At 60.1% G+C, this 26,439-nt stretch carries 23 protein-coding genes; 7 read left to right on the top strand and 16 right to left on the bottom strand.

Going from position 1 to position 26,439, the window contains the following annotated elements:
• Positions 1 to 19: 19 nt before the first annotated feature.
• The 8 genes from prfB to H8B14_RS00960 form a co-directional block, all read right to left on the bottom strand.
• Positions 20 to 1,097 (bottom strand): peptide chain release factor 2 gene (prfB, locus tag H8B14_RS00995; RefSeq protein ID WP_410054450.1). Its coding sequence is split into 2 segments (ribosomal slippage): positions 20 to 1,045 and positions 1,047 to 1,097, totalling 1,077 coding nucleotides; the frame shifts between segments, so codons are not numbered across the junction.
• Positions 1,098 to 1,211: 114 nt separating this feature from the next.
• Entirely contained in the window at positions 1,212 to 2,276 is a 1,065-nt protein-coding gene (locus tag H8B14_RS00990) for a branched-chain amino acid aminotransferase (protein WP_187313769.1), read from the bottom strand.
• Positions 2,277 to 2,418: 142 nt separating this feature from the next.
• The gene (locus tag H8B14_RS00985; RefSeq protein WP_187313768.1) at positions 2,419 to 2,967 is read right to left on the bottom strand and encodes a cob(I)yrinic acid a,c-diamide adenosyltransferase; all 549 of its coding nucleotides are present in this window, start codon (positions 2,965 to 2,967) and stop codon (positions 2,419 to 2,421) included.
• A 146-nt stretch (positions 2,968 to 3,113) separates the two neighbouring features.
• Positions 3,114 to 3,836, bottom strand: coding sequence for an ABC transporter ATP-binding protein (locus tag H8B14_RS00980; RefSeq protein ID WP_187313767.1), 723 nt, complete (start codon positions 3,834 to 3,836; stop codon positions 3,114 to 3,116).
• 12 nt (positions 3,837 to 3,848) lie between these two features.
• Entirely contained in the window at positions 3,849 to 6,911 is a 3,063-nt protein-coding gene (locus H8B14_RS00975) for a tetratricopeptide repeat protein (protein WP_187313766.1), read from the bottom strand.
• 6 nt (positions 6,912 to 6,917) lie between these two features.
• Complete coding sequence (gatC, locus tag H8B14_RS00970; protein ID WP_187313765.1) at positions 6,918 to 7,205, bottom strand: Asp-tRNA(Asn)/Glu-tRNA(Gln) amidotransferase subunit GatC; 288 nt, start codon at positions 7,203 to 7,205, stop codon at positions 6,918 to 6,920.
• A 28-nt stretch (positions 7,206 to 7,233) separates the two neighbouring features.
• Entirely contained in the window at positions 7,234 to 8,082 is an 849-nt protein-coding gene (locus H8B14_RS00965; RefSeq protein WP_187313764.1) for a lysophospholipid acyltransferase family protein, read from the bottom strand.
• 69 nt (positions 8,083 to 8,151) lie between these two features.
• Positions 8,152 to 8,727, bottom strand: a complete 576-nt coding sequence (locus H8B14_RS00960; RefSeq protein ID WP_187313763.1) for an NUDIX domain-containing protein — start codon at positions 8,725 to 8,727, stop codon at positions 8,152 to 8,154.
• A 620-nt stretch (positions 8,728 to 9,347) separates the two neighbouring features.
• On the opposite strand from H8B14_RS00960, the gene H8B14_RS00955 reads away from it, so the two are divergent.
• Both H8B14_RS00955 and H8B14_RS00950 read left to right on the top strand, forming a co-directional pair.
• Complete coding sequence (locus H8B14_RS00955; protein WP_187313762.1) at positions 9,348 to 9,593, top strand: hypothetical protein; 246 nt, start codon at positions 9,348 to 9,350, stop codon at positions 9,591 to 9,593.
• 184 nt (positions 9,594 to 9,777) lie between these two features.
• Positions 9,778 to 10,353, top strand: a complete 576-nt coding sequence (locus H8B14_RS00950) for a ribonuclease HII (protein ID WP_187313761.1) — start codon at positions 9,778 to 9,780, stop codon at positions 10,351 to 10,353.
• 90 nt (positions 10,354 to 10,443) lie between these two features.
• Here the strand turns inward: H8B14_RS00950 and H8B14_RS00945 are convergent, their stop codons facing one another.
• Both H8B14_RS00945 and H8B14_RS00940 read right to left on the bottom strand, forming a co-directional pair.
• On the bottom strand, positions 10,444 to 10,869 hold the full coding sequence (locus tag H8B14_RS00945) for a response regulator (RefSeq protein WP_187313760.1): 426 nt from the start codon (positions 10,867 to 10,869) through the stop codon (positions 10,444 to 10,446).
• A 56-nt stretch (positions 10,870 to 10,925) separates the two neighbouring features.
• Positions 10,926 to 12,467, bottom strand: coding sequence for a sensor histidine kinase (locus H8B14_RS00940; RefSeq protein ID WP_187313759.1), 1,542 nt, complete (start codon positions 12,465 to 12,467; stop codon positions 10,926 to 10,928).
• A 218-nt stretch (positions 12,468 to 12,685) separates the two neighbouring features.
• Here H8B14_RS00940 and gcvT point away from each other — a divergent pair, with 218 nt between their 5' ends.
• Together gcvT and H8B14_RS00930 are read left to right on the top strand one after the other, a co-directional pair.
• Positions 12,686 to 13,792: a glycine cleavage system aminomethyltransferase GcvT gene (gene gcvT, locus H8B14_RS00935; RefSeq protein ID WP_187314490.1), complete on the top strand. Its 1,107-nt coding sequence runs from the start codon at positions 12,686 to 12,688 to the stop codon at positions 13,790 to 13,792.
• 164 nt (positions 13,793 to 13,956) lie between these two features.
• Positions 13,957 to 14,673, top strand: a complete 717-nt coding sequence (locus H8B14_RS00930; protein ID WP_187313758.1) for a 2-phosphosulfolactate phosphatase — start codon at positions 13,957 to 13,959, stop codon at positions 14,671 to 14,673.
• Positions 14,674 to 14,796: 123 nt separating this feature from the next.
• On the opposite strand, the gene H8B14_RS00925 is transcribed toward H8B14_RS00930, so the two are convergent.
• Positions 14,797 to 15,123 (bottom strand): nucleotide pyrophosphohydrolase, encoded by a 327-nt coding sequence (locus tag H8B14_RS00925; protein ID WP_187313757.1) that lies wholly within the window; start codon positions 15,121 to 15,123, stop codon positions 14,797 to 14,799.
• A 79-nt stretch (positions 15,124 to 15,202) separates the two neighbouring features.
• Positions 15,203 to 15,658, bottom strand: coding sequence for a D-aminoacyl-tRNA deacylase (gene dtd / locus H8B14_RS00920; RefSeq protein ID WP_187313756.1), 456 nt, complete (start codon positions 15,656 to 15,658; stop codon positions 15,203 to 15,205).
• 120 nt (positions 15,659 to 15,778) lie between these two features.
• On the opposite strand from dtd, the gene H8B14_RS00915 reads away from it, so the two are divergent.
• Positions 15,779 to 17,317 carry a hypothetical protein gene (locus H8B14_RS00915; protein ID WP_187313755.1) on the top strand — a complete coding sequence of 513 codons (1,539 nt, stop codon included), beginning with the start codon at positions 15,779 to 15,781 and terminating at the stop codon, positions 17,315 to 17,317.
• Positions 17,318 to 17,435: 118 nt separating this feature from the next.
• On the opposite strand, the gene H8B14_RS00910 is transcribed toward H8B14_RS00915, so the two are convergent.
• From H8B14_RS00910 to H8B14_RS00895, 4 genes are all read right to left on the bottom strand, one after another.
• Entirely contained in the window at positions 17,436 to 18,800 is a 1,365-nt protein-coding gene (locus tag H8B14_RS00910) for a hypothetical protein (RefSeq protein ID WP_187313754.1), read from the bottom strand.
• Between the two features lie 46 nt (positions 18,801 to 18,846).
• On the bottom strand, positions 18,847 to 20,100 hold the full coding sequence (locus tag H8B14_RS00905) for an OmpP1/FadL family transporter (protein WP_187313753.1): 1,254 nt from the start codon (positions 20,098 to 20,100) through the stop codon (positions 18,847 to 18,849).
• Positions 20,101 to 20,260: 160 nt separating this feature from the next.
• Positions 20,261 to 21,322, bottom strand: a complete 1,062-nt coding sequence (mltG, locus tag H8B14_RS00900) for an endolytic transglycosylase MltG (RefSeq protein ID WP_187313752.1) — start codon at positions 21,320 to 21,322, stop codon at positions 20,261 to 20,263.
• A gap of 196 nt (positions 21,323 to 21,518) precedes the next feature.
• A complete protein-coding gene (locus H8B14_RS00895) occupies positions 21,519 to 23,003 on the bottom strand; it encodes a helix-turn-helix domain-containing protein (RefSeq protein ID WP_187313751.1) in 1,485 nt (494 codons plus the stop codon).
• A gap of 222 nt (positions 23,004 to 23,225) precedes the next feature.
• Here H8B14_RS00895 and aceB point away from each other — a divergent pair, with 222 nt between their 5' ends.
• Both aceB and aceA read left to right on the top strand, forming a co-directional pair.
• Positions 23,226 to 24,857 carry a malate synthase A gene (gene aceB, locus H8B14_RS00890; RefSeq protein ID WP_187313750.1) on the top strand — a complete coding sequence of 544 codons (1,632 nt, stop codon included), beginning with the start codon at positions 23,226 to 23,228 and terminating at the stop codon, positions 24,855 to 24,857.
• A gap of 227 nt (positions 24,858 to 25,084) precedes the next feature.
• Positions 25,085 to 26,365: an isocitrate lyase gene (gene aceA, locus H8B14_RS00885; protein WP_187313749.1), complete on the top strand. Its 1,281-nt coding sequence runs from the start codon at positions 25,085 to 25,087 to the stop codon at positions 26,363 to 26,365.
• The last annotated feature ends 74 nt before the right edge of the window (positions 26,366 to 26,439 follow it).

Below are 26,439 nucleotides of genomic sequence, written 5' to 3'. Positions count from 1 at the left end.
CTTTTATTTGATGGCAAGCTCAGTTAGCCATTAGATACCCACGGATATACTCATCCAAATCACCATCCAACACGTTCTGCACGTCGGTGCGCTCTATGCCGGTGCGTAAGTCTTTGATGAGCTTGTAGGGGTGCAGCACATAATTGCGAATCTGGGAGCCGAAATCAATACGCTTCTTGCCAGCTTCCACCATGTCGCGGGCAGCGTTGCGCTTGTCCATCTCAATCTGGTAGAGGCGCGACTTGAGCATGCGTAGGGCGTGCTCTTTGTTCATGAGCTGGCTGCGTTCAATCTGCACGGCGATGATAATGCCGGACGGGGCGTGCGTGAGACGCACGGCGGTTTCCACCTTGTTCACGTTCTGCCCGCCAGCACCACCGGCCCGAAACGTGTCCCAACTGATATCAGCTGGGTTGATTTCGATTTTGATGGTGTCATCAATCACCGGGTAGGCAAAGATGGAGGCAAAGGAGGTATGCCGCCGGCCACTACTGTCGAACGGCGACATGCGCACGAGGCGGTGCACGCCGATTTCGCTCTTGAGGTAGCCGTACGCAAAAGGCCCGTCAATCTCCAGCGAGGCTGACTTGATGCCTGCCCCTTCGCCAGGTTGGTAGCTGAGCTGGCGCACCGCGAAACCGTGCTTTTCACCCCACATGATGTACATGCGCATGAGCATTTCGGCCCAGTCCTGGCTTTCGGTACCGCCGGCGCCGGGGTTGATGTCGATGACGGCGGAAAGCTGGTCTTCCTCATCGGAAAGCATACGCTTGAACTCCAGTTGCTCCACAGCTTGCTGCGCAGCCGTAAACTCCTGCTCGATTTCCGCTTCAGTGGCCTCACCTTCGCGGTAGAAATCGTAGAGTACTTCCACATTGCTGACGGATTGCTCTACAGCTTCGTAATCGTCGGTCCAGACCTTCACGGACTTAATATCGCGCAGGATGGATTCAGCCTTTTTAGAGTCTTCCCAGAAGTCGGGGGCGGCGGCCAGGGTTTCGGTGGCTACTACCTGGGCTTTGCGGTTATCGTAGTCAAAGATACCTCCTCAGGGCCTCAGCGCGGCCCTTCAATTCCTTTACCTGGTCGTGGGTCATTGGAAAGGTTAAATGGTGAGAGTTGAATACGTAAAGGTCTATAAAATTCAACGGCCAGCCTCCGATAAGAAGCTGGCCGCTGGGCACAGATGTCGTTCAATGATTCTTATTGCCTTACACAGCCACCATCCAGCCGTGCGTATCAGCCGCCTGACCAGTCCGAATGGCCTGCAGCGCATCGCTGACGCGCAGTGAGAAGGCATCGGCGGCGGACTTGGGCAGTTCGTGGTCGTGGCCCTGGTAGCCGATAACAGCGATAGGCGCAATTGTAGCAGCGGTGCCTACTCCAAAAGCTTCCTGCAGTTTGCCATCAGCCAGAGCCTGCATTATCTCTACGGCTGATACTTTACGCTCTTCTACCGGCATGCCCCAGTCGCGGGCTATCTGCAGGACGCTGCGGCGCGTGATGCCGTCGAGGATAGAACTGCTGAGCGCGGGCGTCACCAGTTTGCCATCGATGATGAAAATAGCATTCATGGTGCCTGATTCCTCCACGTAGCGGTGCTCGGAGGCGTCAGTCCAGATAAGCTGGTTGTAGCCTTCCTGCTGGGCCAGTTTGGTAGGGTACATAGCCGCACCGTAGTTGCCGGCATTCTTAGCGTAACCTGCTCCACCTTCGGCGGAACGCACGTATTTTTCCTCGAAACGTACCCGTAGCGGCTTGTTGTAGTAAAGACCTACCGGGCAGGTGAAAATCACGAAGCGGTACGATTCGGAAGGCCGTACGCCGATGAAACCATCGGTGGCATACATGAAAGGACGAATGTAGAGGGCACTGCCTGGCAAATTAGGTACCCATTCGGCGTCGAGGCGAATCAGCTGAGAGAGACCCTGCATAAACAGCTCTTCGGGCAACTGTGGCATGCACATCCGCTCAGCCGAGGCATTGAGGCGGTGCAGGTTGTCGTAGGGCCGGAACAAGGCAATGTCGCCATCAGCGTTTTTGTAGGCTTTCATCCCCTCAAAAATAGCTTGTCCGTAGTGCAGCGCCGAGTTTGCGGGGCTTACAGTCATGTCGCCGTAAGGCAGCAGATGGGGCTGCTGCCATTCGCCGTCGCGGTAATCCACCACAAACATATGGTCGGAAAAAATTTTGCCGAACTCAATATGTTCGGGGTCCAGGTGTTCGAGGCGCGAAGCCGTAGTACGCTGGGTCCGGATGGTGAGGGTTTCGAGCATGGAAAGGGAGGTATTGATGAGGGGGATGGGGGAATTTGGGAGGTAAGCGGAGCGTGGTACTTGAAACGAGGACAGGCAGTGGGTAGTTGTTAAGACGCGAAGTCAGGGGAGTGGTTGCAGGGGCAGATCCGGCGGCGGCCAATTACATGCGGGGTTTCCAGGATACTTCTTCGGCGCCTAAATCGTGGCTCATCTGGCGGCTCAGCACAAACAGGTAGTCGGAGAGGCGATTGAGGTACATCACTACCAAATCGGCCACGTAGGAGTCTTCGCGCAGGTGGATGACAAGCCGCTCGGCGCGGCGGCACACGCAGCGGGCCACGTGCGCAAACGACACAGACTGGTGGCCGCCGGGCAGAATGAACACCCGCAGCTCGGGCAAATGAGTATTCATGGTATCCATCTCAGCTTCCAGCAACGCCACGTCGGTGGCGTGCAGGTCCGGAATTTTCATCTTTGACTTGTCTGGGTCAGAGGCCAACGACGAGCCGATAGTGAAAAGCCGGTCCTGGATTTCCTTAAGCAGGTCGCGGCGAGTGGCATTCACATCTTGGTCACGGAGCAGGCCGATGTAGGAATTTAGTTCGTCTACGGTGCCATAGCAGTCGATGCGCAAGCTGGATTTTGGTACCCGGGTGCCACCGATAAGCGAGGTCAGGCCCTGGTCGCCGGTCTTGGTATATATTTTCATGAAGCGAAATCGGAGTGATATGCGAATCGGGAAGCCAGGTAGTATTTTGACTGAAAGCAGGAAGGCCTTTCAGCGGTGCTTGATCCTGGTGAGGGGATAACAGGCAAACCGCAAAAAGGCCTTGCTCCAAACAAAAATACTAGGTTTTACTTGGCAACCTGTACGTGGTGAGTGGCCACATCGGTGTTCTCCATATCCGACTCCACTAGTCCGTCGCGCAGGCGCACGATGCGGTGGGCATAGCGGGCAATATCCTCTTCGTGAGTCACCATGATGATGGTATTGCCTTTCACGTAAAGGGCCTCGAACAGATCCATGATTTCGTGACTGGTCTTGGTGTCGAGGTTGCCAGTGGGTTCGTCGGCGAGGATGATGCTGGGGTCGTTGACGAGGGCGCGGGCAATGGCGACGCGCTGACGCTGGCCGCCGCTTAGCTCATTAGGGCGGTGCTTGGCCCGGTCAGCTAAACCTACGCTGCGGAGCGCAGCCATAGCTTTTTCCTCGCGGTCCGACTTGCTATACCCCGCGTAAATGAGCGGCAACGCCACATTGTCTAGGGAAGTAGCGCGGGGCAACAGGTTGAACGTCTGGAAAACGAACCCGATTTCCTTGTTGCGCACGTCAGCCAGTTGATTGTCGCTCATGCGGCTCACGTCCTTGCCATTGAGCACGTACTGCCCGCCGGTAGGGGTGTCGAGGCAGCCGACAATATTCATGAGCGTGGACTTGCCGGAGCCCGAGGGGCCCATGAAGGCGACATACTCGCCGCGCTGAATGGTGATGGTAACCGAGCGCAGAGCATGGATTTCCTCGGTGCCCATCCGATACATCTTCGAGATGTCGTGGGTGTCGATAACGGGGTTCAGCATGGCCGGGCCGGGTTAGTTCCAGGGAGCGGCGGCCGCTGCCTGGGCGGCAAGGCGGGCGTCGTATAGTATACGAAAGGTAGCATATTCGGCGGGGGAAAGCAACGGGCGCAGTTTGGCCAGCGAAGTGGTAGCGTATTCGGCCAGCCCGGCCGGAATGGCGGCCAGCGCATATGCCTTCAACAACGGCACTGACTCCGGATTATACTCTAGGGCTGCTTGCAGCGCGCCATAAGCCCCCAGATAATCTTTCTGCCGCTCGTAGAATGCCGCTGCTGCCAGTACGCCCGGCTCCACGAAAGGCGCCTGCTGCAGCAAGCGGCGGTAGAGCTGACCTGCCTGTTTGGCTTGGCCATCCTGGTCTGCCAGCGCCGCCTGGTAGGCGAGCCGATAGGGCTGGTGCAATGGAGCGAAATAGCCACCTGCTACCAGCTGGCGCAGCCCGGCCGTGTTCTGCTGGCGCTGTAGCAGGTCGCCACGAACTACGTTCCAGGTGGAAGCTTCCGGAGTTTGTTTGGTGGAGGCTGGAGCAAAACGTGCCACTACCTGCGTGGCTGCTGCTAATTGGCCGGCTTGTAAGGCGCGAGGCAGTTGGGCCAGCAGCGCGGTTTCGCGCAAGCCACCATCAGGCAGGCGTTCGGCAGCGGCAAGCATCTCCGCTGGCGGCAGTGTAAAACCTAGCAGCGCCAGATATTGAGCTTGGGCGGCTGGTGAAGTTGCTGCGTACGACTGCGGAGAGAGGGCCAGAACTTGCTGCAACTGCCGGGCTGGGCGTTGCATGGTGGTATCGGGCTGTGCCAGTATGGCGGCCACTGTAGCCCGCGCCGAGTCTGGTTGCTGATTCAGTGCCAATGCGTATGCGCGGTGTAGCTGCGCTTCGGGGTAGCCGTTGCGGCTGGCAGCGGCGAAGGCGGCCGCTGCCGAGCCGTAAGCGCGCTGCTCTAGTAGCCACAGGGCCTCTAGGTTCTGGTAGTAGGCGGCACTAGGCGTGTTGCCGGCCAGCAGTGGGGCCAGCGTGGTGCGGGCCGGTACCGGCTGGCCGCCATAATGCTGCGTGAGGCCGCGCAGAAACGTCAGCTGCTCGAAGTAATCAGCGTTGCTGGGGCGCTGCACCAACTGCGTGAGGGCCGGCAGGTAGCTGGTATCAGCCTGCTGAACCTGCCGGAGCGCGGCGTGGTAGAGGCGCGCAAACTCGGGTACCGTTAGGTTAGCGGCTGGGTTGGGAGCGGGTAGCGCAGGCAGGGCCACCGCAGTGCGCGGCGACTGTTGGGCCAGCAGGAGCACATTGCTCTGCCAGGCAGCATCATCCGTCAGTTCGGTTTGCTGCGCCAGCTTGGCCGCGGCCTCAAACTGCGCGTTCTGCAGCAGAAAAGCCAGCCGGTTGGTCTGGATTACTGAGTTACCTGGGTCGGCGGCTTCGGCCCGGTTGAGGTACCAGTTCACCGAGTCGGAGAGAGTGGAACGGGAGTAGAGGTGGGCGAGGTCGTTGTTAAGGCGAGAGCTGGTGGGCGCGTTTTTGAGGCCCTCGCGCAATACTGCTAGCCGGTCGAAGAAGTCGTTGGGCTCGTTGTAGAGGGCAGCCAGGCGCAAAGAAATCTTTTCAGAGGGCCGGCGGCTAAGGGCCCGGCGCAGGATGTTGATTTCGTTCTGGCGCTGCAGCCGGAACCGGTAGAGGGCCGCGCGGCCCAGGCTGGCTTTGTGGTTGTGCTCGTCCAGAATGTCACTTTCGGCATAATAGCGTTCGGCCAGTAAGGCCAGGGCGTCGCGGGAGGGCTCCTGCTCGCTTTGCAGGCGGGTCAGGTCGCCGAGGTTGTTGTAGTAGCCGGCCTGCACCTGGTAGAGCGTGGCGAAGTTGTTGCGGAACTCCACGGCCCCCACGCCTGCAATGAGCAGCACATACACGGCAAACAGCGGCAAGCGGCGCGGCTCATATACCACGCGGTACACGCGGAGCCGCTGCCGGATCAGCGGCCCGAAATTCACGAGGATGTACAGCAGATAGGCCGCCCCGCCCACAAACAGCACCAACGCCGTAAAATGGCGCGCGGCAAGTAGCAGCGGGTCGTTGGCGGTGGCAAAGGCATAGCCCAGGGTAGCAGCTGCCAGCAGCACCAGCACCAGATACAGGTAAGTGGTACCTTCTCGGTATGGCAGCCAGCCGGCAGCAGCGGCGGCGCGGCGCGGCAGGCCCAGCCAACCAATAACTACGGCCGGCAGCAGCAGCACCAAGGGGTCGAGGTGCAAGCTGGGCAGCAACAGCAGGTCACCGTCGTTCCAGATATAAAGCCCCAGCATGCCCACGTATAGCACACTGGCGGCCACAAAAGGCAGCAGCCCGAAGCGGCTGGCAGGATTTTCGGCCTGGGTGTTGAACCACAGCAGGCCGTTGATATTCTCGAATGCCACCCACAGCACCAGCAAAGCCACCAAAATAGCCCCGCCGTTGGTGAAGAAGCTGGCCAAATGCAGCGCCGTGGCATCCAAAGGCAACTTGGAACGCTGCACCAGCAGCAGACTCACGGCCAGCATCAGCCCGGCAAACAGCAACAGGCGGCGCCCCAGCGGCACTTCCGGCCAGAAAGCATGGAAGGCGTAGGCCGGAAGCACGAAAGCCGCCAGCATCAACACCAGGAAATACTGCTTCTGCGAATCGAAAATGCCCAGCAAGTCGGCATTCAGCGACATAAGCAGGAAAATAACCCCTGCCATGGTCGCCACGAAGGTGGGGCGCGGCAGCGCGCTAACTGCCGCCAGAAAGTACACCATCGCCCCAGCCAGTAGCAGCAGCAAGCCGTACGCAGCTTCCGGCCGCACATAAGGACCTACCAAATCGTGGGTTTGGGTGAGCAGGTAGCCGTTGACGCGCACTGGCAGCTTGGCCAAGCCTGCTGCTACCGAAGTCAACACGGTAGGCACCGGCTTAAGCTGGGCCACAGCCTGCACCGGCAGGGCCAAGTCGTCGCCGGTGAAATAGTGGTAGACAGCTAGCAGCACCGCCACGGCCGTCAGGGCTGCCAGCGGCAGCCAGAACAAGCTGCGCCCCGGCACGGAGCTAGCAGCAGAGGGAGAAGTCGGCACCAAACGCTATTCCAGAACTTTCGGTACGCGGAAATAATCGGAATCCTTGCGCGGGGCGTTGCGCAGGCCCTCCTGATGGCTTACAGAGTTGTGGGCCTCGTCGGGCCGCAGCACGTTGATTTCGTGCGACAGATGCACCAGCGGCTCCACATCGGTGGTATCGAGCTGGCGAAGCTGGTCCACCCAGTTCAGGATTTTGTTCAGGTCGCCGAGCATTTGCTGCTCTTTAGATTCGTCGAGTTCGAGGCGGGAAAGGTGGGCCAGTTGGCGCAGGGTGGCTAAGTCGGTGCTCACGAGGTAATCAAGAATTAAGAATTAAGAATTAAGAATTGGTGGAGACCAATTCCTGGTTTTTGGCAGCCTGCGCCGGACGGCTGGCAGTTGGCGGCGCCGGAATCCGGCGCCAAGTGCTGGGCTCCGGAATACCTTTGGCTTCGGGGCGGAAGGCGCTGGCAATGATGTCGTGGGCTTGCTGCCGGAGCCGTGGAGCATCGGCAGCAGTAAGGCCCACCGTGAAGATAGGCGCGTGCAGCACAATGGCCAGTGGCGAGTAGCGCACCCGCAAGCCCCCAACGTCGGGCATGAAGCGGTGGTTCAGTGGCATTGTGATGGGCACTATCGGTACGCCGGCCGCAATAGCCAGCTGAAACGCGCCGTCCTTAAACTCGCCCATTTCCTCGCCGGGCTTTTTGGAAATCGAGCCTTCCGGAAAGATAACAACCGAGCGGCCGGCTTCCAGCGAGCGGCGTGCCTGCACCATGGCCCGGCCCCGGCTCATGGCATTGTCGCGGTCCACGGTGATGTAGGCGCGCCCGAAAATCGGCCCCCACACCGGCACGCGGGCCAACGAGACTTTGCCCATGATGTTGAGCCAGCCCGGAATGGTGCGAAACAGCAGCGGAATATCAATGTAGGAGCTATGGTTGGCCACGTACACGCATGGCTGGCCGGCGGGCAGCGGGCTGTGGCGCACCACTTCCACCGGCATACCCCACATTCGGATGAACAGCCGGCTCCAGTGGCGGTTGAGGCTGTGCAGGTAGCGGTGCCCACTTGGCCGCCGGCTCAGAGCCCATTGCAGCGGATAGGTAACCACAAACGGCATCACAAACCAGAACGTCGCCCAGGTAGTGTAAAGCCGATGACCAAGATAGCGCAGAAGGTGCCGCATGGCTGCAAAGGTAAACCGTGAAATGGTAAGCCGTCGGTACGGGCGCGTCACTGCACGCGCACTTCCAATTTAGTTTCTGCTGGCCAGTACCTTTTCTGCTTTCAGCAGGCCGGCCACGCTCACGGCATCAGTGATGCGGTTATCCATGACCATCTGCACGGCGTCGGCGAGTGGCAGCTTCCATAGCCGCAGGTCTTCGGTCTCTTCAGGTTCCAGTTCGCCGGGAATGAGGTCTTCAGCCAAAAACACAAAGCCTTCCTCATCGGTGACGGAATTGGAGGTGTGCAGGCGGGCTATATTGGTCCAGCGGCGGGCCGTGAGGCCGGTTTCCTCGCGTAGCTCCCGCTGCGCCGACTCCAGAATGTCCAGCTCCACGGGGCCACCACCCATCGGAATTTCCCAGCTGTACTCGCTGAGCGGGTAGCGGTACTGACCTACCAGCCACGTGTTGCCTGCCTCATCAACCGGCACAATGCCCAGCGCCTTGTTTTTCATGGTCACGACGCCGTAGATGCCGCGCCCACCACCGGGGTTGAGCACTTGGTCTTCGCGCACCGAAATCCAGGGGTTATGGTATTTCACTTCGGAGCCAAGCACCTGCCAGGGGTTGTGGTTTTCGTCAAGAGAAGAATCGGGGTAGCGCATAACAGAAAAGCCAGATGAACAATGGCCCGTAAAGGTAGGGGCGGGGCGCAATTCATGTCTGTCGGGCGAATGGATAACTTGGTCGGCGAAATTCGGCGGTTGGCCAAATAGTTTAGAGCAAGCTGTTGATGGTGAGTAGTTTTGTGTCATTCAATAAGGTGTGGGGGAGTTTTGTGGAAAGGAAGGCCTCTCCCATACCGAGCCGGATGAATGATAAGAGTAGGGTGGATGATTACTAACGTCATCCGGCGCCGAATGCAAAAGACCGTTGCCGCCCCGCAATGGTCTTTTTGTTTGGGGCATACTTAGGTTGCTCAAGTGGCGGAGAAGCCGCGTAGCGGCGGTAGGTGTGTAGTCCATCCATCGACAGCCGGCAAAAGCCGCATAGCGGCGACAGATTCGCCGGCAGATAGTCCCCAAAACCTGCCGCCGCTATGCGGCTTGTTGCAGCTAACCGCTGACTTACTATAAACTTGTCGCCGCTATGCGGCTCTTCCGCAGCTTGGGTTAGGCACTAGAATTAGCCCCCCCGGACAAGATTCTGTTTCAACCTGCCGGCAAACGCCACCGTACCAGTAGTATGCTGGCTGCTCACATTCCGGCCGGCTCTGTAAATAGGTATGGCCAATCAACCCAAAAACCAGTCCAACCAGAATGACCAGTCCGGCGACCCGCTTTTCAACCTGAAGCACGCCCAGGCTGAATCAGAGCTTACTGCTCAAACCGGCGGCCTCGGCCCCACTACCAACGTATACATCAGTACCGACGAAGACGCGGAGCTTGACGAAGGCCCGCGCGACAAGCAAGGGTTACGCCGGGGCGAAACTTCGCCGAGCGAAGGTTCTGCTGCCGGCAGCCACAAATAAGTCGTCAGCACAGAGTACACGGCTTTCAGTAGCAGAACCTGCTGGCTACCAAGGCGCAGCTGGCGTCTGCTATTCAGTACCAGATACTCATTAGGTGCTATCTAAAAAGGGCTTTTCAGGGTGCGTATGCTACCGGGAAGCCCTTTTTTCAGCTTCGGACAATAGGCTGCCCTATCTTTGGCCAATGTTGCTTGCTTCTCACACCAACCAGCCGCTCGAAGCGGGCCTCGACGAAGCGGGCCGGGGCTGCCTGGCGGGGCCGGTTTTCGCGGCGGCCGTAATTCTGCCGCCGGACTTTGCACCGGCCTACCTCAACGACTCCAAGCAACTGAGTGCCCGCCGCCGCACAGTATTGCGCGCCGAAATCTGCCAGTACGCTGTGGCCTGGGCAGTGGCCGAAGCTTCTCCATTGGAAATAGCCGCTGTCAATATTGCCCAAGCCAGCTATTTGGCCATGCACCGTGCGGTAGCTGCTTTGGGCATAGTCCCTACGCATCTGGCTGTGGATGGCAACCGGTTTAAGCCCTACCCAGGTATAGCCCACACCTGCCTGATAAAAGGGGATACCCGTTTCCGCCATATTGCGGCGGCCTCCATTCTGGCGAAAACATTTCGTGATGAGCGCATGGCAGAGTTGGCCGCGCTGTATCCGGCATATGGCTGGGCTCAGAATGCCGGCTACCCTACAGTAAGCCACCGCGCCGCCATTCGGCAATATGGCACTACAGAACACCACCGGATGGGCTTCCGGCTGCTGTGAGAAAATGACGAGGTACAAAGCAAGGAGGTGATGAAGTGGTGAGGGTTAGTCGTCACTTCATCACCTCCTTGCTTTGTACCTCGTCATTCTTTACTCCTTTGTTTTGAGCAAATCCAGAAACAAGCTGAACCCGTCCACAGTCGTGGCGCCTTCGCCGAAGCTGTCGAAGCTCAGTGGCTTGATGATGTAGCCGCTCACCGCCAGATTCTGGGCCTTGAGCCGCTCTGATTCCAAATCCGACGTGGTGGTAATGAACACGTTCAGATTGACAAAATCAGGGTCGGAGCGCAGTTGTTCCAGCAGTTCCAGCCCATTCATCCGAGGCATGTTAATGTCGAGCATCACCACACTGGGTTGCTCGATTTTGGTTTGGCCGGCTTCGCCACGCAGCATGTTCAGCGCTTCGCGGCCATTGCGGGCAATGTGCATCGGCACGGTAATGTTGTTCTTCCGAAGCTCACGCTGCACATTCATGATGTCCATTTGGTCGTCTTCAACTAGCAGGATACTCGGCATAGCGGGGGTGATTGGTAGGGTCGGAAAACGGAAAGCAAAAGCCCGATGGGCAGCCATTATACGGTAGCGGGCGGCTTAGAGGCTGAACCAATAGCCTTGGCCCTGCCGGCAGGTGGCTGGCGCGGCCACGTAAAGTAGAACGTAGCGCCCTGACCTTCGGCCGACTCGATGCGGATGGAGCCGCCCTGCCGCTCCACTATTTTTTTGACGATGGCCAGCCCTACACCTGTGCTTTCCAGCGTGTCGCGCTCAGTCAGCGTCTGGAAAATGACGAAGATCCGCTCGTGATATTCTGGGGCAATACCGGGGCCGTTGTCGGCAACTGAAAAAGTGAAATAGCTCTTGTCTTCGGTGCAGCCAATGCGTACCAACCCAGTTGCTGGGTGTTGGTGGTACTTCACGGCATTGCTGATGAGGTTGGTGAACACCTGTTGTAGCTGCACACGGTTTGTAACCAGCGTAGGCAGGTAAAACGGCAACTCTACCTCAAATCCTGCGGGCAGTTCCAGTGAGTCGATAATCTCCCGCAGCAGCTGCCGCACAAATACGGGCTCGTCGGCTTGTGCCGTGCGTCCTACTCGCGCCAGGTCGAGAATACCGGTGATGAGGTGCTCCATACGGCGGACCCGCGTGCGCATCAGCAACAGAAACTCCTGAATATGCGGTGGCGTGTCGTGGCCCATGTCTTCCTCAATCCAGCGTGAGGCACTCTCAATACCCCGGAGCGGCGCTTTCAGGTCGTGCGATACCACGTAAGCAAACTGGTCGAGCTCCTGGTTGCGGCGCTCCAGCTGCGTGATGTTGCCATTGATGGTAGCTGCCATCTGGTTTAGCGACACCGATAAATCACTTAGCTCATCACCCGCCGTGTCAGTGAGCTGGGTATGGTACTCGCCCGCCGCAATCTGCGACGACATCGTCACCATCGTCTGGATGCGGTGGCCGATGAGGCGGGTGAGGTAGAGCGCTCCGGCCAGCCCCAGCACAATTGCCAGCAATGTTGTGCCCACCGAAATCAGGCGGGTTTCACGGATGCTTTCCTGGAGCTTGATTCCCTGTTTTTCACGCAGGACAGTTTCTTCGCGAGCGAAAGAAGCAAACAGCACCCGGATCTGGTCGGTGAGGCGCTTGCCTGTCAGGCCCTCTGCCTGCTCGCGGTGCAATACGCCCTGCAGACCGGCCTGATCGGGCATACGGCGGCGTGCTTCGCGCTTTTCCTGAATGAGCATGTGCGAGTAGTCAAGCCACTCGCGGAAGATGCTGCGAGCCCGCAGGATGCGCGCGTGCTGCGCCGATGTGTCCGGCAGTTCAGTAAGCAGCTGCTCGAAATGCCGGACCAGGTACCGTTCACCTTCATGGTAGGGCTGCAGAGTTTCTTCCTTGCCAATCAGCAGAAAGCCCCGAAATCCATTTTCCATATCTACAATGCTGCGCAGCAGAGTAGAGGCCTCTGAGGAGGTGCGTTGTGAAAGCTGCACGCGCCGGGCATTGCGCAGCACCTTGCGTGAGAGCTGGTAGTTGACAAACACTACCCCTACAAACAGCAGCAGAATGATCAGAAAACCAGTGAAGAGCTTGGTAGACAGCTTTAACCTCATGCGAAACAAGAAAATGAATACCAGAAATCTGCTGTCCGGTACGCAAGCGCCTGGCCATAGTTGGTGGCTGGCACCAGCAGAAGCTGGCAGCCCTTGCCATAGCAGGCTGCTTTGCTGCAACAGGATTGGCAAAGATACCCGATGCAAACTGCCACGCGGAAATGGCTAATTTCGCCCCGCCGCCGGGCGGCGCCCTCACCTTCCCACCCACCTTCTCCATGAGCGAAACTCTCAAAACCGTTGTTCTGAATGATGTGCACCAGCAGCTGGGTGCCAAGATGGTGCCTTTCGCTGGCTACAACATGCCGGTGCGCTACTCCTCCGACCTTGATGAGCACCACACCGTGCGCCGGGCCGTGGGCATCTTCGATGTGTCGCACATGGGCGAGTTCCGGGTGCGCGGCCCGCAGGCCCTCGACCTGATTCAGCGCGTAACCAGCAACGACGCCAGCAAGCTCACCGACGGTAAAGCGCAGTATTCGTGCCTGCCCAACGCCGAGGGCGGCATCGTGGACGACCTGCTGGTGTACAAGCTGGCCGACGAAGACTACATGCTGGTGGTAAACGCCTCCAACATCGACAAAGACTGGAACTGGATCAGCCAGCACAACACGCAGGGCGCCGACCTGGAAAACGTGTCGGACCAGATGAGCCTGTTTGCCGTGCAAGGCCCCAAAGCCAGCCAGGCGCTGCAGACCCTCACCGATGTAGACCTGAGCACGATTCCGTACTACTCGTTTGTGCAGGGCCAGTTTGCCGGCGTCGATAACGTCATTATTTCGGCCACGGGCTATACCGGCGCGGGCGGATTCGAGCTATATGTGCCCAACGAGCACGCCAAAACGGTGTGGGACAAGGTGATGGAAGCTGGCCAGCCCTACGGCCTCAAGCCCATCGGCCTCGGCGCCCGCGACACGCTGCGCCTGGAAATGGGCTACTGCCTCTACGGCAACGACATCGACGACACCACCTCGCCGCTGGAAGCCGGCCTGGGTTGGGTGACCAAGTTCACCAAGGACTTCACCAACGCCGAAAGCCTGAAGCAGCAGAAAGAAGCAGGTGTGGCGCGCAAGCTGGTCGGCTTCCTGATGGACGGCCCCGGCATTCCGCGCGGCCACTATGAGCTGGTGAACGAAGCCGGTGAGAAAATCGGGGACGTGACGAGCGGCACCCAGTCGCCGAGCTTGAGCAAGGGCATCGGCTTGGGCTACGTGCAAACCGAACTCAGCAAGCCTGGCAGCAAGGTGTTCGTGCAGATCCGAGGTAAAAACCAGCCAGCCACCGTCGTGAAGCTGCCCTTCGTTCCTGGCACGGAGGAAGCGTAGCCGACGAAGTGCTCAATTGAACGTCAGGCAATAAACGTCATGCAGAGGCGCAGCCGAAGCATCTCGCCAATGTAGTAAGCTCAATTACTGCGCTGGCGAGATGCTTCGGCTGCGCCTCTGCATGACGTTCTTTTATATCCTCACCGCATAATTGATTCTGTTTCATGCCAACGATAGATATCTGCTTCTCACCGGAGCTGCTGCCACTTTTCGACCTGCGGGGCCGCGTGGCGGTAGTGGTGGACGTGCTGCGCGCTACTTCTTCCATTGTGGCGGCGCTGGCCTCGGGCGTCACGCATTTGGTGCCGGTGAGTGAGCTGGCCGAATGCCGGGCCCTGGCGGCTGAGGGCTACCTCACCGCTGCTGAGCGCGACGGCCGCCAGGCCGAAGGCGTGGACCTTGGCAACTCACCCTTCGGCTACCTCGACGGCGTGGTGCCGGTGCGCGGCCGGGCCGTGGCCATCACCACCACCAACGGCACCCGCGCCCTGCACCTCGCGCAAACCGCCGATGCCGTAGCAGTGGGCGCCTTCCTGAATCTGCAGGCCGTGGCCGATTATGTGCGCCAGCAGCAGAAGGACGTGGTGGTGGTCTGTGCCGGCTGGAAAGGCCAGTTTTGCCTCGAAGACACGCTCTTCGGTGGCGCGCTGGCCGCCCGCCTCACGGGCACCTTCGACACTACTGCCTCCGACGCCACCCTGGCTGCCCTCGACCTGTGGCGCGCCGCCGAAGCGGATGTGGCCGGCTACCTGCTCAAATCGTCGCACGTGCGCCGCCTCAACAGCCTGGAGCTGCACAAAGACATGGAATTCTGCGTGCGTCCCGACGTATACGACCTCGTGCCGCTGTTCCGTGAAGGGCGAATCGAGGTGATGAAGTAAGAATGTCATTCCTTGCTCCGCTCGGAATCTCGCGTGCTGAAGTTGCAGTGGTATTATTTACCAACCTAGCGAGATTCCGAGCGGAGCAAGGAATGACGTTCTTACTTTAGCACCCCCATCACCTCATTTCAGCTTCTCATTATTGCGGTGGCGGTCGGCGTCGCGCAGGGTTTTCTTGGCCAGGTTGCGCTGTAAGGCGTCCGTGAGGTTGATGCCGGTCTGATTGGCCAGGCAGATGACCACGAACAGCACGTCAGCCAGCTCATCGGCCAGCACTTTGTCTTTGTCGGACTCCTTGAACGACTGCTCGCCGTATTGCCGGGCAATAATGCGAGCCACTTCGCCCACTTCCTCCGTGAGCATGGCCATGTTGGTTAGCTCGTTGAAATACCGGACACCGGTGGTCTGAATCCAATTATCGACGGTTTGCTGGGCTTCTTCGATGGTCATGGGAGAGTAGCTGAATAAGGGAGTAACTGAGTAGAGAGTAACTGAGTAGGACATTCTGATACAATACCGTTCTACTCAGTTACTCTTTGCTCTCCGGCGAGTCCAGCACGATGGTAACCGGGCCGTCGTTGAGCAGTTCCACCTGCATGTCGGCCCCGAACTCGCCGGTCGGTATGGGCTGGCCCAGCAGCTGCTCCAGCTGACGCACAAACTGCTTGTAGAGCGGAATGGCCAGCGGAGGCGGGGCAGCGCCGGTGTAGCTGGGGCGGTTGCCTTTGCGGGCATCGGCCAGCAGCGTAAACTGGCTTACTACCAGTACCTGCCCGCCCACATCCTGCACTGAGCGGTTCATTTTGCCTTCGGCATCGGAAAAGATGCGCAACTGCGTAAGCTTGCGCGCCATCCAGTCGAGAGACGCCGCCGTATCGGTGGGTGCGAAGCCTGCCAGCACCAGCAAGCCCGGCCCGATCTGTCCCGTAATGCGGCCTTCTACAGTGACGCTGGCGTGCCGGACACGCTGAATAACGGTGCGCATATGGTGGATTGTTGGGTTGTGGGAGTGGTGGATTGGCACCAAAGATAGTGCTCCAGGATCCGCTCAGGATGACTGTATCTTTGCCAGCCCACTACCGCATCAACCCACCACTCCACCATCTTGCGTCTGTCGTTTCGGTTGTCTGCTTTCTGGTTGCCGCTGCTGGCGTTGCTGGCCGTGGTGGCTGTGCGCCTGCACAACCTAAGCCAAGTGGCACTGCCCGATTACGACTCGGTGCGCAACTGGCAGATTGTGCAGGAGGTGGCACATGGCAACCTGCACAACCTGTTTCACCACGGCAGCCCCGGCTTCTCGCTGCTCTATGCGCCGGTGGCCTGGCTGACCTCTGATTACCACGTATTCCAGCACCTGAATGCGCTGATAGCCGTGGCCGCGCTGGCTTGGCTATGCCAGCTGGTAGCCCGCGAGCTGCGCCTTACCGCGCCGGAAACGGCGTTGCTGCTGCTATTCGTCGGCACCTCAGTGTTCCTCACCTTTTCGGGCCGCGACTTTACCATGGGTTCGTGGAGCTTGCTGCTGTTTGTGGGGCTGTTGCGGGCACACTATCAGCGGCTGCGGCAGCCTACTACGGTGGCGTTGCTAAGGGCGGCGGTATGGCTGGCCGCCGGGCTCAGTATCAACTATAAGTTCTTGCTGACGCTGCCCATCCTGCTGGTACTGGAACTTCTCTATGGCGGCCGGCTGCTTTGGCAATGGCGCAACCTGGGGCGGGTGCTGCTGGTGCTGGCTGCGCCTTACGTGCTGCTGGGCGCGCTCGGAGCCATTGGTGGCGTGCCGTGGTATCGGTGGCCGGCCGTGTACTACAACCTCGTGTTTCCGGGGGCGCAAAACGCCGCCGGCCGCACCGGCCACCTGCGCTTCGATGGGCTCTACTACCTGCGCTTCCTGCACGACTTCGAGTCGCCGCTGCTGGGGCCGGGCCTGGCGGCGGGCCTGTGGCTGCTGGGGCGGCGCCTGCGGACATTGGCCGGCCCGCGCTGGCCGTGGCCGGCGCCGGGGCTGCTGCTGTATATGGCGGTGTGGGCGGGCTGCTTTGTGGTAGGTATGTCACTGTTGCTGAAGGCGCCGCGCGGGTTGCTGCTGGCATACCCGCTGCTGTATGTGCTGGCGTTTTGGGGCGTACGGCAAGTGCTGAGCCGTTGGGCTGGTGCAAAAGCCCGCCAATGGTTGCTGGCTGCCACCGTGCTGCTGGCCGTAGCATTCAACCTGTTCCGGATTCAGCGCGAAATCTATGCTTACGCGCCCACCCGCTACGGGCAGGTGGCTGCCTGGTTGCAGCAGCAGCAGCCGGGGCCGGTGCGCGTGGCCAGCACGCTTAGCCTCGGCGTTGCCCCATTCCTGGCCGCTTCCGATACTGTTTCCGTCATCGTGAGCGAAGCTGAGCTGAGTGAGGCACGTCGCCAGGGTATGCAGTACGCCCTGCTCGATGCTTCCTGGCGCGTTGTGAATGCGCCGGTTTTCGACTCGTTGCGCCGCCAGTTGCCGCTGGCTATGTGGCCGGAGCCGCTGCTTACCTCCCCGTTGCTGTTCCTGGAGCACTCCGAATACACTGGCCTCGGCTACGAGGAAACCCTGCAACTGCAGCGCGCTGCCGCCCGCCATTCCCGGCAACTACAGCTGTACCACCTGCAGCCCTGAGAAGCTGTTGAAGCCAGGCATCCATATATGTGCCTACCACGCCTGAGAGCGTTCTGGAAAAGTAAAAAGCAGCCCGGAGGCTGCTTTTTGTATGCAAGGACACGCACGCAGCCTCAGCTTACGGATTGGCTTGCGTAGGCAGGTTGTTCACGTTTATCAACGGTATGCTGGTGTTGTAGCTTTCATTGATTTTACGCAAGAACAGGTTCGCCAGCAACGCGTTGCCACGGGGTGTCAGCGTGATACGGTCCAGCGAGTAGAAATTGCCGCGCACCAGTTCCGGCGTGTAATTCACCCCATTGACATTGATGTTGCCGGCAACCTGCGAAAACAGTGCGTCGTTGGTATCGAGCAACGGTAGCCTGAAGGTAGTATTGGCCAGCCCCAACATGCCTGTGCGGAAGTCCTCTGCCACCTGGCTGATACGAGCTACCTCCAAGTAGTCCAGCACATCGGCACCAGTTACCGGGTTTTGGCGGCTGCCGTAGGGGCGGGTCTGGGGCGCACCCGTCACTGATTCCAGCCGGCCGATGCGGCGCTGGCCGTTGGGCAGTACATAATCTTCGCCCGAAACAGCCTGAATGGCTCCCGTAAACGTGCGCACAAACAGCGTATCGTTGGCCGTGGCGCTGTTCTGGCGCAGGCGCTGCTGCACGTCGAGGCCGCGGCTCAGGCGCAGTACGGGCAACGTAAATAGGGAAGGCGGCAGGGCTACCACGCCGGGCCGGCCACCGGCAGAAAGCTGCGCAAGCAACAAGCGGGCGTTGGCCGTAAGGGCGGAAGCATCCGGCAGCGGACCACAACTGCCGCCGCTCACCACATACGGCAGCAGATCATCGAGCCCCGCAAAAAACGTGAAAAACGAGGCATTGGCGCTGGCCGACGTGACCACCTGCAGGTAGGTGCGGTTGTCGTTGGCTGGCAGCAGCCGCTCGAAATAAGGATTGAACAGGCCGACGCGGTTGAGGTTGGCCGTGTTGCCAATGCCCGCAATGCCAATCTGGCTGAGGCGCAAACCCGGTACGCCCAGGTTCTGGGGCAGTGTAGTAGCGGCCCGAGGATATAGGTACAGCGTATCGGCACCATTGCAGCCAGCTGTGTTGATAAATCGGGCCGAAGTAGAAGCAGGCTTCACCCGCGCCGTCCGGGGCAGGCCGTTGGCATCAAAGCCAGTCAGGGTTAGGTAGCCGGTGCCGGCGCCACTTGCCAGCAGTGGCTGCGTAAACGTAGCGTTGGCATCAACCTTGGTAAACTGCCCGGCAATCAGGTTGGCGTAGGAATACGACTGGCTGGCGCTCGTGAGGCCCCCGTCAGCGAAGCCCGCGGTGTAAGAGTCGCCAACGGCTACGTAGCGGGTCAGGTCGAGGCCATTGCTGCTCAGAGCTGGCACCGGCTGGTCGGGCGAGCAGCCAGCCAGTAGCAGGAGCGCGCTGGCTGCTGCGGGCAGCGCCGTACGCAGAGTAGAAGAGGAAAAAATGTGCACTGAAGTCAGGCCTTAAATGAACAGGAAAGCGGGCAAACGCCGCCGACTACTTAACCGAGCTGGTAGCGCGGCCCCCAAACGAGTAGGAGATGCCCACCGCCGCCGTCTGCACCGCCGTGCGGTACGAGCCGTCGATGTTGCTCACCACGTCGCGGGAGGCATTCACGCGGGCCCGCCGCTCGCCGCTCTGGGCGTAGCTATACGCCAGGTCCAGCATCAGATTGGCTTTCAGCGCCAAGCTCAGTCCCACCGAGCCACCGAGCAGGTTGGCATCGGGCAGATCCGGCGAAATGTACTCATCGCGCACGGGCGTTTCGTCGTAGCTCACGCCGCCGCGCACGCTCAGGCTGGGCGTCACGGTGTACTCGGCACCAACCCGGAACGCCATGGCGTCTTCGTAGCGGCGCCCGGCCGTCACGCGCGAAGCGTTGTCGAGCTCGAAATTCAACGAATCGTAGCGGCTCCAGCTGGTGAGGTGAAAATCGAACGTCACCAGCAGGTTCCTGGTCATGCGGTCAGCCATGCCCACTGCCAGCGTAGACGGTAGCTCCAGGTCGGTACGGAAACCAGCGCTGGCCGGAAACTGTGCGGCGTCACGCTCCGGAATGCCGGAGTAGGTAGCTTCTCCATTCCGCACTTTCAGCGTGACGGGCGTGCGGTAGCTGATGCCAAAAGCCAGGTTGTCGGCAGTACGGCCGTACAAACCTACGTTGGCGCCGTAGCCGCTGCCGCTGCCCGTAAACAGGGCCTGTGCGGTTGGGTCGTCGTACTGGCCCAGGGCGCGCTGCTGGCGCATGTCGCCGTAAGCATAGATTACGCCGGCCCCCACGCTGAAATTTTCGTTGATCTGGTAGCCAACCGTAGGCTGCACGTAGAGGCTGCTGAGGCTGGCTTCCTGCACCACACTACGGCCTTCCCAGTTCGCAGGCCATTTGGTATTGTAGCCGAAAGGCTGGTTCACGCTCAACCCCACACTGAGCTTGCTGTTGATGCGGGTGGCAGCGTAGAAGTAGCCATTCGGTTGCGGCTGCAGCTCCTGGCGCGTCAGGCGCCGCGAGTCAGTGCCCAGAAACGAGGACAGGCGCGCGGTGCCCAAACCGCCCATGCTCACATGCGTCAGCGAATCGAGGTGGCCCAGCGCTCCGGGATTGTAGTAGAGCACGGCAATGTCGCGCACGTAAGCAGTGCCGGCGCCGCCCAGCCCCAGCAGGCGCGCACTCTGCGGCGCCGACTGGAAGCCCCCGGCGGTGGCGGAAAGCGAAAGAAACAGGAAACCAGAAAGAAAGTAATGACGCGCCATGCAGACAGGGTTTCGGACAATAGGCCGCAAAGGTAGCGTACTGAGGTGATTAAGTGAGTAGACGATGAGCCAATTGAGCGGGAAATTCCGATGCTCTCTTCTGCATCCAGTTCTGCTATCAATAGGCTCTGCTGCGCCGGTTTTAAAAACGTTTTCCCGGTTATCGTTTCACACCCAGGCTGTCCAGCGCGTGCTGGTAGCGGCGGGCATTTTGGCGGTGTTCGGCGTAGGTTTCGGCGAAGTCAGAAAAGCCGCTCAGGTCGGCTCGGGCGCAAAAAAACAGGTAGCGGTGCGCGGCGGGCTGCAGCACCGCATCAAGGCTCTGGCGGTTGGCCGACGTAATAGGGCCCGGTGGCAGCCCCTTATGGCGGTAAGTGTTGTAGGGCGAATCCACGAGTTTGTCGCGGTTGAGCACCCGCTTCACCCCAAAGTTGCCGATGGCCCACAGCAGCGTAGGGTCGGCCTGGAGGCGCATGCCACGTCGCAGCCGGTTGAGGTACACGCCCGCAATTACCGGTTTGTCCTCTTTCTTGGCCGTTTCGCGCTGCACGATGCTAGCCAGCACGTGCACCTCGGGCACGGTCAGCTTCAACGAATCGGCCCGTTGGCGGCGCTGCGTGGTCCAGAACCGGCGGTGCGTGGCCGCCGCCGAGTCCAGAAACTGCCGGGCCGACGTGTTCCAGAACGCTCGGTAGGGGCCAGGCAGAAACAGCGTCAGGATGGTGGTGGTATCGAGCTGGTAGCGGCGGCGCAGAAACGTGTTATCCTGCAGCAGTTGGCGCAGCTCCAGCGAGTCGGCCTCCAGCTGCCGGCTGATCTGGCGGGTGAGCTGGGGCTTGTATTTAAAGGCATCGAGGGTGAAAGCCACCGTGTCCTGGCGGCCGGCCAGCAGCATGTCCAGCAGCGCGGCGTTGCTGAGGCCGGGTTCCAGCCGGTAGCGGCCGGGGCGCACCTGCGTCGGATAATCGCGCTGATCGGCCAGCCACTCAAACGTAGTTGGATCGAGCAGCAGCTCCTGCCGGCGCAGTGAGTCGCGCACGGCCGGCCAGTTTGCACCCGTCCGGATGTACAGGTAAGCCGCCCCATACGGCGACTCAGCCACGTTGGGCTGCCACAGCACGCGCCACGCGCCATACAGCGCCGCGCCGCCACTCAGCAGCAGCAGAAACAGCAACGCCAGTACCAGACTGCGGCGAGCGGAAGAACGAGTGGAAGAAGTCAACTGGCGAGAAATACAGAACCGAAGAAGCCTTAAAGATAGCGGCTGCCCTGTTGGGGCAGCCGCTATGTACTATCAGAGTAATATCAGGTAAGTTGTTAGTTGCTGGTTGTCAGCTGTCAGGCAATGAGCATGCTTTCTGACAACCAACAACCAACAACTAACAGCTAACAACTAACAACCAGCAGCCAGCAAAAGCTTACTCGCCGTTGACCAGGGCCGCAATGGCATCGGCGGCTTCCTGCTGGCGCTGGCGGCGCGCAATTTCCACAGGCGGCGCGGCCCGCACCTCGCAATCGGGGATGGAGCACCGCTCGCAGGTTTCGTTTACGCGCTTCTGCACGATGTTCGGGTCGTTGAGGAACTGCACTTTCTGGCGCAGGTTGTCGTCGCAGAGCAAGCCTACGGTCACGCTCACGGCGGGCTCGGTGGCCGTGCCGGCGCGGGCCAGCGAAAGGCACAGGTACTCGTCTTCGTTGGGGTAGCGCGAGCGTTGGGCGCCCAGCACGAAGGCCGGTGCCGGACCGGCCGCCTGCTCCCGCGCCTCCCGAATCAGGCGGATAGACACCCAGCGGCGGCAGTACTTTTCGTGTAGCTCGTTGCCGTGCGGGTTGTGCAGCCGCGAGAGGTGCAGCTCTTTGCTCAGCAGATACGCCGCGTCGGCATCGGCCTGGTCGAAGCGCAGGAAAAACAAGCTCTGGATGCCGAAGTAGCGCGGCAGCAGGTTGGTGATGCGCTGCATGAACATCTCCGGCGACACGTCATACTTCGTGAGCATGGCCTGCAGACGCGCCGGCTGCCAGGTGGCCTGCCCGAAAAAGTCCTGCAGGTCGCGTACGAGGCTTTCCTCCTCCATTAGCAGGGCCCCCGCAAAATAAGACGCCTTGAAGTTGTTGAGAACCTCATCGAAGGAATGCACCGGGAAGGTGGCATTCACGTAGGGCCGCTCTTTCAGGTTGAGGTAGTTGAAGGCCACCTCGCGGCCCAGCACAAACGACTCCTGCGCCTTGCTCAAGCCCGGCCGCAGCAGCAAACAGCGGGTTTTTGGCTGAAACACCGACCGCAGCCGACCCAGCGCCGCATACTCGGCCAGCTTCTGGCGGTCGAGGCGGTAGCTGTATTTGTTGGTCAGCACGCGCTCCAGCTGTGTGGTGTCGAATGGGGCCTGAGTGCTCAGGTTTTGCTCACCGCAGAAGGTGCGCACGTCCTGCTCCAGCTCCTCGAAGTAGTTGTCGTGCATCTCCTGATAGGAGCGCAGCGCGGCCAGAAAGAAGCTTTCCTGCCGCATTTCGTAGTTGCGCGCTATTTCGAAGATAGTGCTGATAAAGGCGTTCATCTTAGCCGGCGCATCCGCAATCAGCTCCACAATGCGCAGTGGGTCCAGCCCGAACATCTCCAGCGGAAACTCCTTCAGCAAATCCGACTGCAGCAGCTCGGAAATGGGCTCTAGCCGCCGGCTCAGTGTCAAGGACGTTAGCTGGTCGTAGCTCACGCCCAGCACCTTGCTCAGCCCCAGAATCTTATCCGCCTTAGGGTACTTTTTGCCTTTCTCAATCTCGTTGAGGTAGGACACCGACACGTCGCAGGCGCGGGCCAGTTCGGCGGGCGTGAAGCCGCGTTCCTGGCGCAGCTCGCGCAGTTTCAGCCCGAAAATAAGTCGGACAACCTGACCGTGGCTTAGCATTTATGGAGAGAGATGTAGAAGCGAGAGAGGAGGTAAGGCTAGCAGCAGCGCGTATCAGCTCCAATAAGCAGCGTTGCGGCATCCGGAACCACGCAAATCAACGCAAATTCAATGGGTTATAAAAATTAGCGAAAATTCGCTTGTTTAATAAAATTCGCTGAGTTACGTTTGTTGTGTCCTCAGCGCAGGGCCCCGATTGTTCTCACTCTCAACCGATTCCTGATGTCACCCTTCGCCGACCTTGAGCCCGCCGTATCCACTCCGAAGTTCCTGACGCCGGAGCGCGTGAAAATCACCGGCACGTATTCGCCGGAGTTTGCTGAAATCCTGACGCCATCGGCGCTGGCGTTTGTGGCCGAGCTGCACCGCCGCTTCGACCACACGCGGCAGGCGCTGCTCAAGCGCCGCGAGGAGCGGCAGCAGGCATTTGAGGCCGGCCAGCTACCCGACTTCCTGCCCGAAACGCGCCTGATCCGCGAAAAGCCCTGGACCGTAGCCCCCATCCCGGAAGACCTGCAGGACCGCCGGGTGGAAATCACGGGGCCGGTCGAGCGGAAGATGATCATCAACGCTCTGAACTCGGGCGCCAAGGTGTTTATGGCCGATCTGGAAGATTCCAATTCGCCCACCTGGACGAACGTGGTGGAAGGCCAGCGCAACCTGCGCGACGCCGTGCGCGGCACTATTTCGCTGAGCACACCCACCAAAGAATACAAACTCAACGAGAAAACTGCCGTGCTGATGGTGCGGCCCCGCGGCTGGCATCTGCTGGAAAAGCATATGCTGGTAGATGGCGAGCCGGTCAGCGCCGCACTGTTCGACTTCGGCCTCTACTATTTCCACAATGCCCACGAGCTGTGCGCCCGCGGCACGGCCCCGTACTTCTACCTGCCCAAAATAGAAAGCCACCTGGAGGCGCGCCTCTGGAACGACGTGTTCGGGTTTGCGCAGTGGTCGTTGAAGCAGCCAAAGTGCACGATTAAGGCCACCGTGCTGATTGAGACGCTGCCGGCGGCATTTGAGCTGAACGAAATCCTGTATGAGTTGCGTGAGCACAGTGCCGGCCTTAACTGCGGCCGTTGGGACTACATTTTCAGCTACATCAAGCGCCTCGGCCTGAAGCCTGAATTTAGATTGCCCAACCGCGCCGATGTGACCATGGCCGTGCCCTTCATGGCTGCCTACTCGCAACTCGTGATTCAGACCTGCCACCGCCGCGGCGTGCACGCCATCGGGGGCATGGCCGCCCAGATTCCCATCAAGAACAACCCCGAAGCTAACGAAGCTGCCCTGGAGAAAGTGCGGCTGGACAAGGTGCGGGAAGCCAAAAACGGCCACGACGGCACTTGGGTGGCGCACCCAGGGTTGGTGCCGGTGGCGCTGGCCGTGTTTGACGAGTTGATGCCCGAGCCTAATCAGATTGCCAACAAGCGCGAAGACTTAGTGGTAACGGCCGAAGACTTGGTGCGGGCCCCGCAAGGCCAGATCACCGAGGAGGGCGTCAAGCTCAACATCGACGTGGCGGTGCAGTACCTGGAATCGTGGCTGGGCGGCAACGGCTGCGTGCCCATCTACAACCTGATGGAAGACGCCGCCACCGCCGAAATCAGCCGCGCCCAGGTGTGGCAGTGGCTGCACACGCCTGGCACCGTCCTCGCCGATGGCCGCCCGCTTACGGTAGAGCTTTACCGCAGCCTGGTGCCCGGCCAGCTGGAGAAAATACGGGCGCTGGTAGGAGAGGAGCGCTACGCCGCCGGCCGCTACCTGGAAGCCGCCCGCCTGTTTGATAAGCTGGTGATGAGCGAGAAATTCATCGAATTTCTGACCGTAGCCGCCTACGAGCAGCTCAAGTAGAACAGAGTGACACTCTGTTCTGATGCGCCAGCGCCAAGGCAGTTTCGCACCACTTGTTTTCCTCGAATCGGTCCGCTACTGGCGCCACCAAGAGTATTCCCTGACCACTGATTGCCGCTTTGCGGCAGAGCGGAGTACCACTCTGCTCTACTTTTTCAGCCGCTCCAAGAGCTGGCCGGCTACCTCTTTGTCCTAATTGAACGTCCACTTTCTCAACCCCAACTACCATGAACAAGCAGGAACGTATTGCCGCCATCAAGCAGGACTGGGCCACGAATCCGCGTTGGAGCGGCATTACGCGGCCATACACCGCCGAGGAAGTGGTGAAACTGCAGGGCTCGGTGCAGATTGAGTACTCATTGGCTCGGCAGGGCGCTGAGCGGCTCTGGCACCTGCTGCATACCGAGGAGTACGTGGCCGGCCTCGGCGCCCTCACCGGCAACCAGGCCGTGCAGGAAGTGCAGGCCGGCCTCAATGCCATCTACCTCTCGGGCTGGCAGGTGGCTGCCGATGCCAACGGCGCCGGCCAGATGTACCCCGACCAGAGCCTGTACCCCGCCGACAGCGTGCCCGTCGTAGTGAAGCGCATCAACAACGCCCTGCTCCGCGCCGACCAGATTCAGAGCGTATCCGGCGAGGGCGACGTGCATTGGATGGTACCGATTGTGGCCGATGCCGAGGCCGGCTTTGGGGGCAACCTCAACGCGTTTGAGCTGATGAAAATGATGATTGAGGCCGGCGCGGCCGGCGTGCACTTCGAGGATCAGTTATCGTCGGCGAAGAAGTGCGGGCACCTGGGTGGCAAGGTGCTGGTGCCCACTCAGGAAGCCATCAACAAGCTGGTAGCGGCCCGCCTTGCCGCCGACGTGCAAGGCACGCCCACGCTGGTAGTGGCCCGCACCGACGCCGATGCCGCCGACCTGCTCACTGCCGACGTGGACCCGCGCGACCAGCCTTTTATCCTGCAGGAAGCCGAGCGCACCTCCGAGGGCTTCTACCGGGTGCGCTGCGGCGTAGAAGCCGGCATTGCCCGCGGCCTAGCCTACGCCCCCTATGCCGACCTAATCTGGATGGAAACCTCGCACCCCGACCTGGAGCAGGCCCGCCAGTTTGCCGATGCCATTCATGCGCAATTCCCGGGCAAGCTGCTGGCTTACAACTGTTCCCCGTCGTTCAACTGGGCTGCCAAGCTGAGCGTGGAACAGATGGAAACCTACCGCGAGGAGCTGGCCGCAATGGGCTACAAGTTCCAGTTTATCACGCTGGCTGGCTTCCATGCCCTCAACACCAGCATGTTTGAGCTGGCGCTGGCGTACAAAGCACGCGGCATGGCTGGCTACTCAGAGCTGCAGGAGCGGGAGTTTGCGCTGCAAAAGCACGGTTTCAAGGCTGTAAAGCACCAAAGCTTCGTCGGCACCGGCTACTTCGATGCCGTGCAGAACGTGGTAACCAGCAACCTCACCAGCACTGCTGCATTGGTGGGCAGTACCGAGGAAGCGCAATTCTGAATCACGGATTGACGCGGATTTTCCACGGATTACACGGATTTTGTGGACGGCGCTAAACTGCGTATTCGGAAGGT

It is taken from the genome of Hymenobacter puniceus (genome assembly GCF_014333525.1).
Classification (GTDB): Bacteria; Bacteroidota; Bacteroidia; order Cytophagales; family Hymenobacteraceae; genus Hymenobacter.
Note: the sequence above shows the minus strand (reverse complement) of the source record. Positions and strands in the feature narration are given on the sequence as shown.